15 protein-coding genes, 4 tRNA genes, 1 rRNA gene, 1 other RNA gene and 3 other annotated features are annotated in these 16,357 nt (G+C 22.7%); of the genes, 12 read left to right on the forward strand and 9 right to left on the reverse strand.

Features of this window, described 5'->3' with window-relative positions:
• Positions 1–18 precede the first annotated feature (18 nt).
• On the reverse strand, positions 19–1,128 hold the full coding sequence (asd, locus tag GJT82_RS01755) for an aspartate-semialdehyde dehydrogenase (RefSeq protein WP_211080468.1): 1,110 nt from the start codon (positions 1,126–1,128) through the stop codon (positions 19–21).
• A gap of 88 nt (positions 1,129–1,216) precedes the next feature.
• On the opposite strand from asd, the gene GJT82_RS01760 reads away from it, so the two are divergent.
• A complete protein-coding gene (locus GJT82_RS01760; protein ID WP_168819716.1) occupies positions 1,217–1,738 on the forward strand; it encodes a phospholipase D-like domain-containing protein in 522 nt (173 codons plus the stop codon).
• Positions 1,739–1,750: 12 nt separating this feature from the next.
• On the opposite strand, the gene ung is transcribed toward GJT82_RS01760, so the two are convergent.
• Positions 1,751–2,428, reverse strand: coding sequence for a uracil-DNA glycosylase (gene ung, locus GJT82_RS01765; protein ID WP_168819718.1), 678 nt, complete (start codon positions 2,426–2,428; stop codon positions 1,751–1,753).
• Positions 2,429–2,556: 128 nt separating this feature from the next.
• Between ung and rpsF the strand changes: the two genes are divergently transcribed.
• From rpsF to htpG, 6 genes are all read left to right on the forward strand, one after another.
• Entirely contained in the window at positions 2,557–2,925 is a 369-nt protein-coding gene (gene rpsF, locus GJT82_RS01770; protein WP_168819720.1) for a 30S ribosomal protein S6, read from the forward strand.
• Between the two features lie 81 nt (positions 2,926–3,006).
• Entirely contained in the window at positions 3,007–3,234 is a 228-nt protein-coding gene (gene rpsR, locus GJT82_RS01775; RefSeq protein ID WP_168819722.1) for a 30S ribosomal protein S18, read from the forward strand.
• 69 nt (positions 3,235–3,303) lie between these two features.
• Positions 3,304–3,759 (forward strand): 50S ribosomal protein L9, encoded by a 456-nt coding sequence (rplI, locus tag GJT82_RS01780; protein ID WP_168819724.1) that lies wholly within the window; start codon positions 3,304–3,306, stop codon positions 3,757–3,759.
• 49 nt (positions 3,760–3,808) lie between these two features.
• An RNA gene (gene ffs, locus GJT82_RS01785) (signal recognition particle sRNA small type) lies at positions 3,809–3,906 on the forward strand.
• Between the two features lie 39 nt (positions 3,907–3,945).
• Entirely contained in the window at positions 3,946–5,049 is a 1,104-nt protein-coding gene (gene dnaX / locus GJT82_RS01790; RefSeq protein ID WP_168819726.1) for a DNA polymerase III subunit gamma/tau, read from the forward strand.
• 234 nt (positions 5,050–5,283) lie between these two features.
• Positions 5,284–7,188 (forward strand): molecular chaperone HtpG, encoded by a 1,905-nt coding sequence (htpG, locus tag GJT82_RS01795; protein WP_211080469.1) that lies wholly within the window; start codon positions 5,284–5,286, stop codon positions 7,186–7,188.
• Between the two features lie 58 nt (positions 7,189–7,246).
• Here the strand turns inward: htpG and GJT82_RS01800 are convergent, their stop codons facing one another.
• On the reverse strand, positions 7,247–8,005 hold the full coding sequence (locus GJT82_RS01800) for a transglycosylase domain-containing protein (protein WP_168819731.1): 759 nt from the start codon (positions 8,003–8,005) through the stop codon (positions 7,247–7,249).
• Positions 8,006–8,268: 263 nt separating this feature from the next.
• On the opposite strand from GJT82_RS01800, the gene aroK reads away from it, so the two are divergent.
• From aroK to trpS, 4 genes are all read left to right on the forward strand, one after another.
• The gene (gene aroK, locus GJT82_RS01805; protein ID WP_168819733.1) at positions 8,269–8,793 is read left to right on the forward strand and encodes a shikimate kinase AroK; all 525 of its coding nucleotides are present in this window, start codon (positions 8,269–8,271) and stop codon (positions 8,791–8,793) included.
• Between the two features lie 30 nt (positions 8,794–8,823).
• The gene (gene aroB, locus GJT82_RS01810; RefSeq protein WP_425482461.1) at positions 8,824–9,900 is read left to right on the forward strand and encodes a 3-dehydroquinate synthase; all 1,077 of its coding nucleotides are present in this window, start codon (positions 8,824–8,826) and stop codon (positions 9,898–9,900) included.
• 62 nt (positions 9,901–9,962) lie between these two features.
• Positions 9,963–10,646: a ribulose-phosphate 3-epimerase gene (gene rpe / locus GJT82_RS01815; protein ID WP_168819737.1), complete on the forward strand. Its 684-nt coding sequence runs from the start codon at positions 9,963–9,965 to the stop codon at positions 10,644–10,646.
• Positions 10,647–10,694: 48 nt separating this feature from the next.
• The gene (gene trpS / locus GJT82_RS01820; protein ID WP_168819739.1) at positions 10,695–11,696 is read left to right on the forward strand and encodes a tryptophan--tRNA ligase; all 1,002 of its coding nucleotides are present in this window, start codon (positions 10,695–10,697) and stop codon (positions 11,694–11,696) included.
• Between the two features lie 35 nt (positions 11,697–11,731).
• On the opposite strand, the gene crp is transcribed toward trpS, so the two are convergent.
• Complete coding sequence (crp, locus tag GJT82_RS01825) at positions 11,732–12,364, reverse strand: cAMP-activated global transcriptional regulator CRP (protein WP_168819750.1); 633 nt, start codon at positions 12,362–12,364, stop codon at positions 11,732–11,734.
• A gap of 201 nt (positions 12,365–12,565) precedes the next feature.
• Here crp and metF point away from each other — a divergent pair, with 201 nt between their 5' ends.
• Positions 12,566–13,483, forward strand: a complete 918-nt coding sequence (gene metF / locus GJT82_RS01830; protein WP_168819760.1) for a methylenetetrahydrofolate reductase — start codon at positions 12,566–12,568, stop codon at positions 13,481–13,483.
• A 47-nt stretch (positions 13,484–13,530) separates the two neighbouring features.
• On the opposite strand, the gene GJT82_RS01835 is transcribed toward metF, so the two are convergent.
• The 5 genes from GJT82_RS01835 to rrf all read right to left on the reverse strand — a co-directional run bounded on the left by GJT82_RS01835 (position 13,531) and on the right by rrf (position 14,087).
• Positions 13,531–13,603, reverse strand: a tRNA-Thr gene (locus GJT82_RS01835).
• A 9-nt stretch (positions 13,604–13,612) separates the two neighbouring features.
• Positions 13,613–13,683, reverse strand: a tRNA-Gly gene (locus tag GJT82_RS01840).
• A gap of 8 nt (positions 13,684–13,691) precedes the next feature.
• A tRNA-Tyr gene (locus GJT82_RS01845) sits at positions 13,692–13,773 on the reverse strand.
• Positions 13,774–13,834: 61 nt separating this feature from the next.
• A tRNA-Thr gene (locus tag GJT82_RS01850) sits at positions 13,835–13,908 on the reverse strand.
• 63 nt (positions 13,909–13,971) lie between these two features.
• Positions 13,972–14,087 (reverse strand): 5S ribosomal RNA (gene rrf / locus GJT82_RS01855).
• Positions 14,088–14,155: 68 nt separating this feature from the next.
• Positions 14,156–15,043: a sequence feature (23S ribosomal RNA rRNA prediction is too short), on the reverse strand.
• A 1-nt stretch (position 15,044) separates the two neighbouring features.
• Positions 15,045–15,812 (reverse strand) — a sequence feature (23S ribosomal RNA rRNA prediction is too short).
• A gap of 11 nt (positions 15,813–15,823) precedes the next feature.
• Positions 15,824–16,264 (reverse strand) — a sequence feature (23S ribosomal RNA rRNA prediction is too short).
• Between the last annotated feature and the right edge of the window lie 93 nt (positions 16,265–16,357).

The raw sequence follows: 16,357 nt of genomic DNA on the forward strand, positions 1-16,357 counted from the left end.
TAATTATTTATTTAAAATTTAATAATTAATTAATAATTTTAACATCCTTCTCAAAGGTTCAGCTGCACCCCAAAGTAATTGATCACCTACAGAAAATGCTGAAAAACAATTTTTATCTATATTAAGTTTTTTTATTCTTCCAATAGGAATATCTAACTTTCCATTTACCGCAACAGGAGTTAAATTATTTATAGTATCATCCATGTTATTAGATATAACTTTAACCCATTTATTATTAGATTGTATAATATTTTTAATATTATTTAATGATAAATTTTGTTTAAGTTTTATAGTAAAAGATTGACTATGAGATCTTAAAGTCCCTATTCGAACACAAACACCATCTATAGGAATAATTTTTTTTGTATTTAAAATTTTATTAGTCTCAAATTGTCCTTTCCATTCTTCTTTTGTTTGTCCATTGCAAACTTTTTTATCTATCCATGGAATTAAACTTCCAGCTAATGGTACAGAAAAATATTTTTTGGGAAAATCACTATTTTTAATATTTTTAGAAATATTTTTTTCAATATCTAAAATACTTAGGGAATGGTTTTTAAAATTTAATTTTTTAGATATAAATTTCATTTGTAATAATAGTTCTTTCATAAAACTTGATCCTGCACCTGATGCAGCTTGATATGTTGAAACAAATAACCATTCAATTAAATTATTCTTAAATAAACCTCCTAATGCCATTAACATTAAACTAACAGTACAATTACCTCCTACAAAAGTTTTTATACCCATATCTATTTTTTTTTTTATAAAATTTAAATTTATAGGATCTAATACGATTACAGATTTTTTAAAAGATCTTAAATAAGATGAAGCATCTATCCAATATCCATTCCAACCAATTGAACGTAATTTAGAATACATTTTTTCTGTATATTCACTACCTTGACATGAAATAATTATATCTAAAGATGATAATATTTCAATATTATAAGCATCTTGTAAAATTTTACATTTATTTTTAATACTAAAAGGTATTATTTTACCACATTGAGAAGTAGTAAAAAATATTACATTAATAGAATTAAAATCTTTTTTTTTAACCATTCTTTTTAATAAAACAGATCCAACAATACCCCTCCAACCAATAAATCCTACATCTTTCATTATTAATAAACCTTATAATTTTCATTAATTGATAATATTTACATATTATGATATTAAATAATTATTTAAATTATTACAAAACTATTATAAAATGAAAACAAAAAAAATTTTGATTTTATTAATTTTTATTTTTTTAAAAATTAATTTAGCTTTTGCAACTCATATTGATGTATTATTTACTCCTAATAAAAAAACATTACCATTAATAATTAATCTTATTAATCATGCTAAAAAAGAAATATTAATAGCTGCATATACATTTACTAATAAACCTTTAGCTTTAGCATTATTAAAATCAAGTAATAAAGGTATAGAAATTTATATAATTGTTGATGCTAAAAATAATATAAATCGTTATACTGCAATAAATTTTTTAAAAAATAAAGCTAAAAATATTCATATTAGAATGAATAATAATTACTCTATAATGCATAATAAATTTATTATTATAGATAGATCTACTGTTGAAACTGGATCTTTAAATTATTCTGCTAATGCAATAAAACGTAATGCAGAAAATATAATTATAATTTATAATTCTAAAAGAATAGCTAAAATTTATAAAAAACAATTTTTTAAACTATGGGAAGAAAGCATAATTAAAATTAATTAAATAATAATTAATTTATGTAAAATTTAAATTCCAATTAATGGGATTATAATTATGATAAATAAGATATTTATTTGTTTTAGAGAAATGTTTACAATTTAAAAAACCCTTATGAGCTGAAAAAGGTGAAGGATGTGATGTAGTTAAAATATAATGTTTTTTATTATTAATAAACTTGATTTTTTTTTTTGCATTTTCTCCCCATAATAAAAATACTATATTTCTAAAATTATTATTAATAATATTAATTACGTTATTTGTAAATTTTTCCCATCCAATATTATTATGAGAATTAGCCAAACCTTTTTCTACTGTTAATATAGTATTTAATAACATTACACCTTGTTTAGCCCAATTTAATAAATATCCATGTTTTGGAATTTTAAAACTTGGAATATCAAATTTTAATGCTTTATAAATATTATTTAATGAAGCAGGGATTTTAATATTAGGCATTACAGAAAATGCTAAACCATTTGCTTGATTTTTTTCATGATAAGGATCTTGACCTAATATAACTACTTTTAAATTTTCAAAATTAGTAACTTTAAAAGCATAAAATATATTTTGTTTTTTTGGATAAATAATTTTACCAGAAATAATATCATTATTAATTTTATTTATTAATTTTATAAAATAATTTTTTTGTTTTTCTTTACGTAAAAGATTATTCCAATTAATATTTTTTTTCATTAATATGAAAGTTAATAAAATTATTTATAATTACTTGTTAATATACTATATTAGTATATCATTTTTAAATTAATTTAGTATTTTTTTTGAAATTATTTTAAAAATTATTTATTTATAAAGAGTACAATATGAGATATTATGAAATAATATTAATTATACATCCAGATCAAAGTGATCAAATTGAAAATCTTTTAAAAGATTATAAAAATATTATTGATCAAAATAAAGGCATTATTTCTAGATTAGAAAATTGGGGAAGAAGACAATTATCATATCCTATTAATAAATTACATAAAGCACATTATATATTAATGAATATAGTAATTAATAATAATTATATTATTAATTTAGAAAAAAAATTTTATCTTAATGAATCTATTATAAGATATATAATAATTAGAACTAAAAAAATTATTAAAACTATATCACCTATTTTGAAATTAAAAGATGAACATAATATAGAACAGAAAAATGATGATATTATAAAAACTATATAAATAAGTTATCTTATTTTTTATTTAAAAATATAATTTTATTAATTAATTTAATCATATTTTATATACTGGAGTTATATTGTAATGATACGTTATTTTCGTCGTCGTAAATTTTGTCGTTTTACATCTGAAGGAATAAAAGAAATTGACTATAAAGATATTAATTTGTTAAAAAATTTTATTACAGAAAGTGGTAAAATTGTTCCTAGCAGAATAACTGGTACTAAAGCTAGATATCAACGTCAATTAACTAAAGCAATAAAATTAGCAAGATATCTATCCCTAATACCTTATACTGATCATCATAAATAACTATTTAAATATTAATATTTAAATTAATAAATATTAATAAATATTATTTGTTATATATTGAGGTATATAGTGAAAATAATTTTATTAGATCAAATTATAGGATTAGGTAAAAAATCAGAAATTATTAATGTTAAATCTGGATATGCACGAAATTTTTTAATTCCAAAAAATAAAGGAATACCAGCTACTAAAGAAAATATTAATTTATTAAAAAAACAAATTACTAAACTAAAATTAGAATTATTAAATATTTTTAATAAAGCAGAATCAAGATCAAAAAATTTTACAAAAATAATAAATAAAATTATAATTAAAGCTAGATCTAGTAAGGATAGAAAATTATTTGGATCTATTGGAAGAAATAATATTTTGAAAGAAATTAGAAATATGGGATTTAATATTTCAAAAAAAGAAATTATTTTACCAAAAGGAACATTAAAAGCATTAGGTAATCATGAAGTATATTTTAAATTCCATACAAAAATAATAATAAAAAAAACTATTCAAATTATTAATTTTAAATAACTTTATTGACTAAATATTAACTTTATAATAGAATAAATTATTATGTAATGATGTAACTATTAAACAATATTATTATTGTGAACTCGGTCAGATCTGGAAAGAAGCAGCCGTAACAAAAATAATATGTGTGAAAATAGTTACATCATTCAAATTTATTTAATAATAAAATATTTAAATTTTTATTTAATGACTTATCATGTATTAGCAAGAAAATGGCGACCACAAAAATTTTGTGATATTATAGGACAAGATCATGTCGTTAAAGCTATTAAATATAGCTTGAATAAAAAAAAAATTCATCCTGCATGGATATTTTCTGGTAGTAGAGGAGTTGGTAAAACAACTATAGCTCGATTGTTTTCTATGGGTTTAAGTTGTTTGAATGGTATTACAGATAATCCCTGTAGATTATGTATAAATTGTAAAGACATAAAAAATAATTCTTTTTTAGATTTAATAGAGTTAGATTCTGCTTCTAAAACAAAAGTAGAAGAAATTAGAGATATAATAGATAACATTCCATATAAACCTATAAGAGGTCGTTATAAAATATATATTTTTGATGAATTTCATATGTTATCTAAACATAGCTTTAATGCTTTATTAAAAATATTAGAAGAACCTCCTGATCATGTAAAATTTATATTTGCAACTACAGAATTACAAAAAATACCAATTACTATTACATCTCGATGTTTACAGTTTCATTTAAAATTAATAACAAATAAAGAAATATCTCAAAAATTAAAAGATATTTTATATATAGAAAAATTAAATTATGATGAAAAAATATTAGATATTTTATCAAATGCTGCTAATGGAAGTATGAGAGATGCTTTGAGTTTAACAGATCAATTAATTTCTATGGGAGAATTAACACTTAAAAATATTTATTCAATATTAGGTTTAATTGAAAAAAAATATTTATTTTTATTAATTCAAAATTTAAAAAAAAAAAATGTTAATTTAATATTAGAAATTATTGATAAAATTTCATCTTTTAATATTTGTTGGGATAATATTATTATAGAAATATTATTTTTATTACATGAATTATTAAAAATTAAAATTATTAATTCTACAAATAAAATTAATAATCAATATAATAATTTTTATGAAAATAATAAAAAATATTTACATATTATTTTAAAAAAATTTTCTTTAAAAGAAATAGAATTCATGTATAAAACATTTGTTACAGGAAGAAAAAATTTAAATTTAAACCCTAATGATAGAGTTGGATTTGAAGTTATTATACTTAAATTAATATTTTATTTTAATAAAAATTAAATTAATAAATTAAATTATTTTAATTATTTATATATATTATTTCTTTTTTTAATTATATTTTTATTTATTAAAAATAATATAATAATTTATTTGTTATTAATAAATTATATCTTATATAATAATTTTAAAAATTTATTACAAATTTAATATAAAAAATATTCAATTTCATATAAAAAACTAATATTTTTTTCATATATAAAAAATAATAATTAAATTTTATTTATAAGGAAACATATCATAATGAAAATACAAGAAACTCGAAATTTTGAATCTGAAGTTAAACAACTTTTACATTTAATGATAAATTCTCTTTATTCTAATAAAGAAATTTTTTTACGAGAATTGATATCAAATGCTTCTGACGCAGCAGATAAATTAAAATTTAAAGCTTTATCTAATATTAGTTTATATGAAGATGATAATAAATTAAAAGTACAAATATCTATAAATAAAAAAGAAAAATTAATTATTATTAATGATAATGGAATTGGTATGACTCGTGATGAAGTAATTGAAAATTTAGGTACAATTGCTAAATCAGGGACAAAATCTTTTATTGAATCTTTAAATATTTCTTCTAAAAAAATAGGAGAAAATAAACAAAATACACAATTCATAGGACAATTTGGTGTTGGATTTTATTCTTCTTTTATAGTATCAAATAAGGTTTCAGTAAAAACTAGAGCTGCTGGAATAGCATATGATAAAGGAGTTTTTTGGGAATCTACTGGAGAAAATAATTATAATATTACAAATATTTATAAAAAATCTCGAGGAACTGAAATTATTTTACATATACGTGAAAATAGCAATGAATTTCTTGATATATGGCGTATTAAGAATATTATTAGTAAATATTCAGATCATATATCTTTACCAATAGAAATTCAAACATATGATGAAAAAAAAAAACAGTATATATGGGAACAAATTAATAAAGCTAAAGCAATATGGTTACGTAATAAATCAGAAATTAGTAATTCTGAATATAAAGAATTTTATAAACAATTAACTCATGATACAGCTGATCCTATAGCATGGAGTCATAATCATGTTGAAGGAAAACAAGAATATACTAGTTTATTATATATTCCTTTTAATGTTCCATGGGATGTTAGAAATCGTGATTATAAAAGTGGTATTAAACTATATGTACAAAGAGTTTTTGTTATGGATGATGCTGAACAACTTTTACCAAAATATTTAAGATTTATTAAAGGGTTAGTAGATTCTAATGATTTACCTTTAAATATTTCCAGAGAAATTTTACAAGATAATAATATCATTTATAATATGAAAAATATGTTAACTAAAAAAGTATTAAATATGTTAACAAATCTTTCAAAAAAAGAAGATATATATAATGATTTATGGCAAAAATTTGGATTAATATTAAAAGAAGGACCTGCAGAAGATTTAACAAATAAAGATAAAATTATTGAATTATTACGTTTTGCTTCAACTTATAATAATAATTCTATACAAAATGTATCATTAACATCATATATTAATCGAATGATTAAAGAACAAAAAAAAATATATTTTTTAACAGCAGATAATTATCTTTCAGCTAAAAGTAGTCCTCACTTAGAATTTTTTTCTAATAAAAATATTGAAGTACTTTTATTAACTGATCATATTGATGAATGGATGATGAGTTATATAACTGACTTTAAAGGTAAATCTCTTCAATTAATTAGTAAAAAAGATGAATCATTAAATGATTTTATTAAAAAAGAAGATGATATAAATCATAATAATCAAAATATAAAAGAATTAAATACATTTATAAAAAAAATTGAAGATTTATTAGGAAATAAAATTAAAAAAGTATATTTAACAAATCGTTTATTTAATACTCCTGCAATTGTTACTACAGATACTAATGAAATGAGTACACAAATGGCTAAATTATTTGCTGCAGCAGGACAGAAAACTCCAGATATAAAATATAATTTTGAATTAAATCCAAATCATACTTTAATTAAAAAAGCAATAAATATAAAAGATGAAAAATATTTTTCAGAATTTATTAATTTATTATTAGAAGAAGCTATTTTAGCAGAAAAAGGAACACTAGATAATCCTAATACGTTTATAAACAGAATTAATTATTTTTTATCAGTTGATAAAAAATAAAATTTTTTATAGATAAGATCTTAAATATAGATCTTATCTATAAATAAAAAATTTTATATTAGTGATTATTATTTATAATAATAGGTTTTTTTATTTCTATATTACATTCTTTTTTTGAAATTAAATTTTTGTATAACATAACTTTTAAAATTATATTTTTTCTTTTTTCTGTTTGTTTTATAGATGCTATAGGATTATAAATAGATGGATTTTTAGGTAATCCTGCTAAAATAGCTATTTCACTTGATGTTAATTGATCTAATGTTTTATTAAAATATTTTTTAGATGCTGCAACTATTCCATAAGAATTTTCTCCAAAAAAAATTTTATTTAAATATGATTCAAGAATTTCTTCTTTAGAAAAAAATTTTTCTATTTTAATTGCTAATAATATTTCTTTTATTTTTCTTAAAAAACTTTTTTCTGAATTAAGAAAAAGATTACGTGCTAATTGTTGAGTTATAGTACTAGCTCCTCCTTGCCTTATATGTCCTGATATAAAAATAGTAGCTATAACTCTAATAATTCCTTGTACATCAAAACCATTATGACCGTAAAAATTATTATCTTCTACAATAAGAAAAGTTTGTATAATTTTTTTAGGAATATTATTTATTGAAATAGTATTACAATTTGTATTACATTTTACTATTAAAGTTTTATTTTTATTAAATTGTTGAGATAATTGTATATTTTTCATATTTTTTACATCTGGTAAATTATCTACAATTTGATTTAAAAAAAAACATGAGTAAATAACAATAAATATTATTATTAATAAATGATATTTTTTAAAAAATATTTTTTTAAATTTCATTTTATATATAAACTATTTTTAATAAATATAATATAATTATATATATTAATATATTTTTTAGAAAAAATAATTTATTTAAAATATTATTTTATAATATTTTAAATAAATTATTTACTATTTAAATAATTAAATTTATGATTATAACTTTAAGTAATATTAATAATATTTAATTAAAAAATAAAAAAATAACATATAAAATTATATACATAATGTATAATATAATAAAATTTATTAACAATAATTTAAATTAGTAAACTAAAAAAATGACAGAAAAAAGAAATATATTTTTAATAGGTCCTATGGGAGCAGGTAAAAGCACAATAGGACGTCAATTAGCAAATCAACTAAATATGGAATTTTTTGATTCTGATGAAGAAATTGAACGTCGTACTGGAGCTGATATAAATTGGGTTTTTGACGTAGAAGGAGAATTAGGATTTAGAAAACGTGAAAGAAAAATTATTAATGAAATTACTAAAAAAAAAGGAATTATTTTAGCTACAGGAGGAGGATCTATAACTTCTAAAGAAACACGTAAATATTTATCATCTAGAGGAATAGTTATTTATTTACAAACTACTATAGAAAAACAATTAATTCGTACTCAAAGAGATAAAAAACGTCCTTTATTACATAATAAAAGTAAACTAGCTATAGAAATTTTACAAAATTTAGCTAAAGAAAGAAATCCTTTATATACAGAAATAGCTGATATTATTATTAAAACAGATAAACAAAATGCTAAAATTGTTGCAAATCAACTTATTAACCTATTAGAAAAAAATTAATTTTAAAAAATATTTAAAGGAATTAATATGATAGATACTATTTTAGTAAAAACAAAACAACATAATTATCCTATAATTATAGGATTTAATATATTTAATACACCATATTTATTTAGTAATTTTAAATATGGTGATCAAGCAATGATAATTACTAATAAAAAAATATTTGCTCTTTATTTTAAACAATTATTTGATATATTGCAAAATATTGGTATAAAAATAGATTATATTATTTTACCGGACGGTGAAAAATATAAAACATTAATAACAATGAATATAATTTATTCATCTTTATTAAAAAAATTACATAGTAGAGATACTACATTAATTTCTTTAGGAGGTGGTGTAATTGGTGATATTACTGGCTTTGCAGCATCTAGTTATCAAAGAGGAGTAAAACTAATACAAATTCCAACTACTTTATTATCACAAGTAGATGCTTCTATAGGTGGAAAAACTGCTGTTAATCATAATTTAGGAAAAAATATGATAGGAAGCTTTTATCAACCTAACTCTGTTATAATTAATTTAAATTATTTATATACATTATCTAAAAGAGAATTTTCTTCAGGAATGGCAGAAGTTATTAAATATAGTATTATTTTTGATGATATTTTTTTTAGTTGGTTAGAAAAAAATATTGATAAATTACTTAATTTAGATAAATCATCTATAAATTATTGTGTTTATAAATGTTGTAAATTTAAATCAAAAATTATCTGTGAAGATGAAAATGAAAAAAATAAAAGAGCTTTATTAAATTTAGGACATACTTATGGTCATGCAATTGAATCTGAAACAAATTATAATGGTACATGGTTGCATGGAGAAGCAATATCAGTCGGTATAGTTATGGCATGTATAACATCAGAAAAATTGAACTTATTTACTAAACATGATACATTAAGAATAATTAATTTATTAAAAAAATGTAATTTACCAGTTAAAAATCCTAAATTTATGAATACAGAAAAATATTTAAAATATATGTTTTTAGATAAAAAAGTTCATAATAATAAAATTCATTTAATTATTCCTATAAAAATAGGTAAAGTTATAATAAGTAATAATATTAATAAAGATATTATTTCTGATTCAATTAAATAATCTAGAAATTTAATAAAATTTTATTTAAAATATATATAATTATTTTGTAAATATAAAGAAAAATGAAAAAATGTTTGCTTGCTGCTTCTATTTTATCAGCTAATTTCTCTTGTTTAGGAAAAGAAATAAATGATGTTATTATAGCTGGAGTTGATATAATACATTTTGATATTATGGATAACCATTATGTTCCTAATTTAACTATAGGACCAATAGTGTTAAAATCATTAAGAGATAATGGTATGAAAAATATTATTGACGTACATTTAATGACAAAACCAGTTGATAATTTAATTATTTCTTGTGCTAAAGCTGGAGCAAATTATATTACTTTTCATCCAGAATGTTCAAATCATATTGATCGTAGTATTTCTTTAATTAAAAAATATGGTTGTAAAGTAGGATTAGCTTTTAATCCATCTACTTCACTGAATTATTTAGATTATGTAATAGATAAATTAGATTTAATATTAATTATGTCAGTAAATCCTGGATTTGAAGGACAGAAATTTATTCCTAAAATTATTAATAAAATTATTCAAACAAGAAACATAATTAATGAAAAGAAAAAAGATGTATTATTGTCAATTGATGGAGGAATAAATATAAAAAATATAAATAAAATAGTAAATTCTGGAGCTAATATATTAGTATTAGGTTCAACTATATTTAAAAATATATTATCTTCTAAAGAAATAATTAAACAAATTAAAATAAAATTAGATAAAATAAAAAATTTTTGTTAAAATTAATATTTTAATTATCTTTTACTTTTAAAATAAAAATATTATTATATGTTAAATAAATTAACAGTATTCAGTGCTATTCAACCTACAGGTAATTTGACAATTGGTAATTATATAGGTGCATTAAGACAATGGAAAAATATTCAAAATAAATATTTTTGTATTTTTAGTATTGCAGATCTTCATTCTCTAACTATATATCAAAAACCAAATATTTTAAATAAAAATATATTAGATACACTAGCTATTTTTTTAGCATGTGGTATTAATCCTAGTAAAAATATTATTTTTATACAATCTCATGTTCCTCAACATACACAATTAAGTTGGATTTTAAATTATTTCACTTATTTTGGTGAATTAAAAAGAATGATTCAATTTAAAGAAAAAATATTATTATTAAATAATAACAAAATTAATATTGGATTATTTAATTATCCTGTATTAATGGCAGCTGATATTTTATTATATCAAGCAAATAAAATACCAGTAGGAAAAGATCAAATACAACATATTGAAATGGTTAGAAATATAGCTATAAGATTTAATTCTATTTATGGAAAAATATTTACAATACCAGAAAAAATTATTAGTTCTAATGGTTCATGTATCATGTCATTATTAAATCCTCTTAAAAAAATGTCAAAATCAGATTTAAATTCTAATAATATTATTAGTTTATTTGATAGTAATGATATAATTGTAAAAAAAATAAATAATGCTGTTACTGATTCTAATATTCCTCCTAATATTACATATGACAAAATTCATAAACCAGGAATTTCTAATTTACTTAGTATATTATCTAATATTACTAATAACTCTATTCAAAATTTAGAAATAGAATTTAAAGGAAAAATTTATAGTGATTTAAAAAAATCTGTAATAGAACATTTATGTATATTTTTAAATAAATTTAGAAAAAAATATTATAATTATAGAGAAAATAAAAAATTATTAGATAATATTATTATTAATGGATCTAATCAAGCACAAAAAAAAGCAAAAGTTATGTTAAATAAAGTTAATAATATTATTGGATTATATTAATAATTTTTTAAAATATTTTTTACTAAATATAAATTTTAACGAGTTCCATAAACAACAATAGTTTTTCCATGAGCATAAATTAAATTTTGATCTTTAAGAATTTTAAATATACGTCCAACTGTTTCTCTTGAACAACCAACTATTTTACTAATTTCTTGTCTAGTAATTTTAATTTGCATACCGTTAGGATGAGTAATTGCATCAGGACTTTTAGCTAAATTTAATAATGTTTTAACTATTCTTGTACTTACATTTAAAAAAGCTAAATTACTTACTTTTTTAGATGTAACTTGTAATCTATAAGCTATTTGAGAAGAAATTTTCATAATAATATCATGATTAATCTTAATTAAATTATAAAAATTTTTATAAGATATTTCTGCTAATTTACAATCTGTTTTCAATTTAACCCATGCAGTACGTTTATGATTATGGTTAAAAATTCCTAATTCTCCTACAAAATCACCTTTATTTAAATAGCTAAGGATAATTTCTTTTCCTTTATTATTTTTAATTAAAACTACAACACTACCTTTTAATATATAATATAAATTTTTTGTCACATCATCTTTATTTATTAAAATAGTTTTAGCTGAATATTTATTAATATGACAATATGAAAGAAACCATTCTATAGTAGGATCTTTTTGTGGTTTTAAAACTACCATTAATCATCCTTTATTTATATATTTAATTATAATTTTATTATTTTTTATAATTATATAATAAAGTATATTATTAAATATAACAAATAATAAAAATATATATATTATATAAAATATTATTTATAATTAAAAATTTAATTTGTAAATAATTATAAAATATATTTATGATTTTTTATTTATATAAATATAACTTGGAATTATAAAATGAAATATTTTTATATAGAGAAAAAAGAATATATAGATAAATTTTTTAATAAATCATTTAATGAATGTAAAATATCGTTTGAAATTTTTCCTCCTTCTGATTATGAAAAAAAATCTAAATTTTGGAATTTAATTAAAACTTTAGTAATATTAAAACCAAAATTTATTTCTATAACATATAGAAATATTAATAATTATTATAATAATAGAACTTATAATATTATAAAAAAAATTCAAAAATATACTAATATAGAGTTAGTTCCTCATATGACATGTATTAATTTAAAAAATAATGAATTATATGATATAGCTATAAAATATTGGAATAATGGAATAAAACATATTATTGCATTAAGAGGTGATAAAACAGAATTTAATAAAAATATTAATTCTTTAATATATGCTTCTGATTTAGTTTATTTTTTAAAACAAATAGCAAATTTTAATATTTCAGTGGCAGCATATCCTGAAGTACATCCAGAATCTAGAAATGCTAAAGAAGATTTAATTAATTTAAAACGTAAAGTAGATGCTGGTGCTACAAAAGCTATTACTCAATTTTTTTTTAATATAGAAGCTTATCTTAAATTTAGAGATAAATGTATATCTCAAGGAATAAATATAGAAATTATTCCAGGAATATTACCCATTACAGATTTTATTCAATTAAAAAAATTTATAAAAATAACAAATATTAAAATACCTAATTATATTAATAATATGTTTAAAAATTTAAATAAACAAGATAAAAATATATGTAAATTATTAGGTAGTTTTATTGCTATAGAAATGATAAAAAGATTAAAAAATGAAGGTGTAAATCATTTTCATTTTTATACTTTAAATAAATTAGAAATAATTTATGCTATTTGTCTTTATTTAGGTATAGAACCTAATAAAAATATTTTTAAAGAATAATATTTAATTTAAATTAATTAAAAAAATATTTATTTTTAATAATATTTTGCTGATACCCAGAATTGAACTGAGGACCTCATCCTTACCAAGGATGTGCTCTACCAGCTGAGCTATACCAGCATTAATTTGAGCAGGCAGCGGGAATTGAACCCGCATTATTAGCTTGGAAGGCTAAGATAATACCATTATAAGATGCCTGCATAAATTTTGGTGGGAGAAGGATTCGAACCTTCGAAGTCTATGACGACAGATTTACAGTCTGTTCCCGTTAACCACTTGGGTATCCCACCTTAATAATTATTTTTTTTAAAATTAGAAATTGATAATATTTCTTATAAGACATAAAATAAATGCCGGCTACCGGAATTGAACTGGTAACCTACTGATTACAAGTCAGTTGCTCTACCATTTTGAGCTAAGCCGGCATTTATTTTATGTCTTCTTTTTTTATCTATTTAAAAAAAAATAAATGTTTTATAAAATAATAATCCTGGTATTTTCCTACTCTCACATGAGTAAATCTCACACTACCATCGGCACTACAATATTTCACTTCTGAGTTCGGAATGGATTCAGGTGGTACCATTGCGTTATATATACCAGGATTAAATTTTAATTAATAATAAAAAGTTATAATATTTAAACGATTCTGGTGTTGTAAGGTTAAGCCTCACGGGTGATTATTAGTACTGGTTAGCTCAACATATTACTATGCTTACACATCCAGCCTATCAACGTTATAGTCTTTAACGTCCCTTTAGGGATGTATCTAAATAATAAATATATCCTGGGAAGAATAATCTTAAGGTAAGTTTCGCGCTTAGATGCTTTCAGCACTTATCTTTTCCGCATTTAGCTACCGGGCAATACCATTGGCATGATAACCCGAACACCAGAGATGCGTTCACTCCGGTCCTCTCGTACTAGGAGCAACTCCTTTCAATCTTCCAACGCCCACGACAGATAGGGACCGAACTGTCTCACGACGTTCTAAACCCAGCTCGCGTACCACTTTAAATGGCGAACAGCCATACCCTTGGGACCTACTTCAGCCCCAGGATGTGATGAGCCGACATCGAGGTGCCAAACACCGCCGTCGATATGAACTCTTGGGCGGTATTAGCCTGTTATCCCCGGAGTACCTTTTATCCGTTGAGCGATGGCCTTGTCATATAGAACCACCGGATCACTAAGACCTGCTTTCGCATCTGTTCGAACCGTCATTCTTACAGTTAAGCCAGCTTATGCCTTTGCACTAACCTCACGATTTCCGACCGTGATTAGCTGACCTTAGTGCTCCTCCGTTACTCTTTAGGAGGAGACCGCCCCAGTCAAACTACCCACCAGACACTGTTCCTGACCCGGATAACGGATCTAGGTTAGAATAGTAAATTTTAAAGGGTGGTATTTCAAGGTTGACTCAATATTAACTAGCGTCAATATTTCATAGTCTCCCACCTATCCTACACATCAATATTCAATATTCAGTATCAAGCTATAGTAAAGGTTCACGGGGTCTTTCCGTCTTGCCGCGGGTACACTGCATCTTCACAGCAATTTCAATTTCACTGAGTCTCGGGTGGAGACAGTCTGACCATCATTACGCCATTCGTGCAGGTCGGAACTTACCCGACAAGGAATTTCGCTACCTTAGGACCGTTATAGTTACGGCCGCCGTTTACCGGGGCTTCGATCAAAAGCTTTTCGTAAAACGATAACTTCATCAATTAACCTTCCGGCACCGGGCAGGCGTCACACCGTATACGTCCACTTTCGTGTTTGCACAGTGCTGTGTTTTTAATAAACAGTTGCAGTCAGCTGTTATCTTAGACTGATTTCAGCTTTAAAAGTAAATTTTATTACTTACATATCAGTGTGCCTTCTTCCGAAGTTACGGCACTATTTTGCCTAGTTCCTTCACCCGAGTTCTCTCAAGCGCCTTAGTATTCTCTACCTGACCACCTGTGTCGGTTTAGAGTACGATTTTATGTTATCTGAAGCTTAGAGGATTTTCTTGTAAGCATGGTATTAATTACTTCAGTACAATAAAGTACCTCGTCATTACGTCTTAATGTTTATTATTAATTATCCGGATTTTCCTAGATAATTCATCTACACGCTTAAACCAAGACAACCATCACCTGGCTAATCTAACCTTCTTCGTCCCCCCTTAGCAATAACATTAAGTACAGGAATATTAACCTGTTTTCCATCGACTACGCTTTTCAGCCTCATCTTAGGTGTCGACTTACCCTGCCTCGATTACCGTTGGACAGGAACCCTTAGTCTTTCGGCGAATAGGTTTTTCACCTATTTTATCGTTACTCATGTCAGCATTCGCACTTCTGATATCTCCAATAAATTTTACAATTTATCTTCAATGACTTACAGAACGCTCCCCTACCCAATAAATATAAAATTTATTGTCGCAGCTTCGGTGTATAATTTAGCCCCGTTACATCTTCCGCGCAGAAAAACTAGACTAGTGAGCTATTACGCTTTCTTTAAATGATGGCTGCTTCTAAGCCAACATCCTAGCTGTTTATGCTTTTCCACATCGTTTCCCACTTAATTATAACTTAGGGACCTTAGCTGGCGATCTGGGTTGTTTCCCTCTCCACAACGGACGTTAGCACCCGCTGTGTGTCTCCCGTGATAACATTATTCGGTATTTGAAGTTTGCATCGGATTGGTAAGTCTGGATGACTCCCTAACCGAAACAGAGCTCTACCCCCGAATATGAATAACACGAGGCGCTACCTAAATAGCTTTCGGGGAGAACCAGCTATCTCCCGGTTTGATTGGCCTTTCACCCCTAACCACAAGTCATCCGCTAATTTTTCAACATTAGTCAGTTCGGTCCTCCAGTTAGTA

The sequence above is a fragment of the Enterobacteriaceae endosymbiont of Plateumaris rustica genome, from assembly GCF_012562965.1.
Lineage (GTDB): Bacteria > Pseudomonadota > Gammaproteobacteria > Enterobacterales > Enterobacteriaceae.

Excerpts from the sequence above, each read along its gene's own strand:
- GJT82_RS01760 (WP_168819716.1), top strand. The coding sequence starts at position 1,217 with ATGAAAACAAAAAAAATTTTGATTTTATTAATTTTTATTTTTTTAAAA.
- ung (WP_168819718.1), bottom strand. The coding sequence starts at position 2,428 with ATGAAAAAAAATATTAATTGGAATAATCTTTTACGTAAAGAAAAACAA.
- rpsF (WP_168819720.1), top strand. The coding sequence starts at position 2,557 with ATGAGATATTATGAAATAATATTAATTATACATCCAGATCAAAGTGAT.
- rpsR (WP_168819722.1), top strand. The coding sequence starts at position 3,007 with ATGATACGTTATTTTCGTCGTCGTAAATTTTGTCGTTTTACATCTGAA.
- dnaX (WP_168819726.1), top strand. The coding sequence starts at position 3,946 with ATGACTTATCATGTATTAGCAAGAAAATGGCGACCACAAAAATTTTGT.
- GJT82_RS01800 (WP_168819731.1), bottom strand. The coding sequence starts at position 8,005 with ATGAAATTTAAAAAAATATTTTTTAAAAAATATCATTTATTAATAATA.
- aroK (WP_168819733.1), top strand. The coding sequence starts at position 8,269 with ATGACAGAAAAAAGAAATATATTTTTAATAGGTCCTATGGGAGCAGGT.
- rpe (WP_168819737.1), top strand. The coding sequence starts at position 9,963 with ATGAAAAAATGTTTGCTTGCTGCTTCTATTTTATCAGCTAATTTCTCT.
- trpS (WP_168819739.1), top strand. The coding sequence starts at position 10,695 with ATGTTAAATAAATTAACAGTATTCAGTGCTATTCAACCTACAGGTAAT.
- crp (WP_168819750.1), bottom strand. The coding sequence starts at position 12,364 with ATGGTAGTTTTAAAACCACAAAAAGATCCTACTATAGAATGGTTTCTT.
- metF (WP_168819760.1), top strand. The coding sequence starts at position 12,566 with ATGAAATATTTTTATATAGAGAAAAAAGAATATATAGATAAATTTTTT.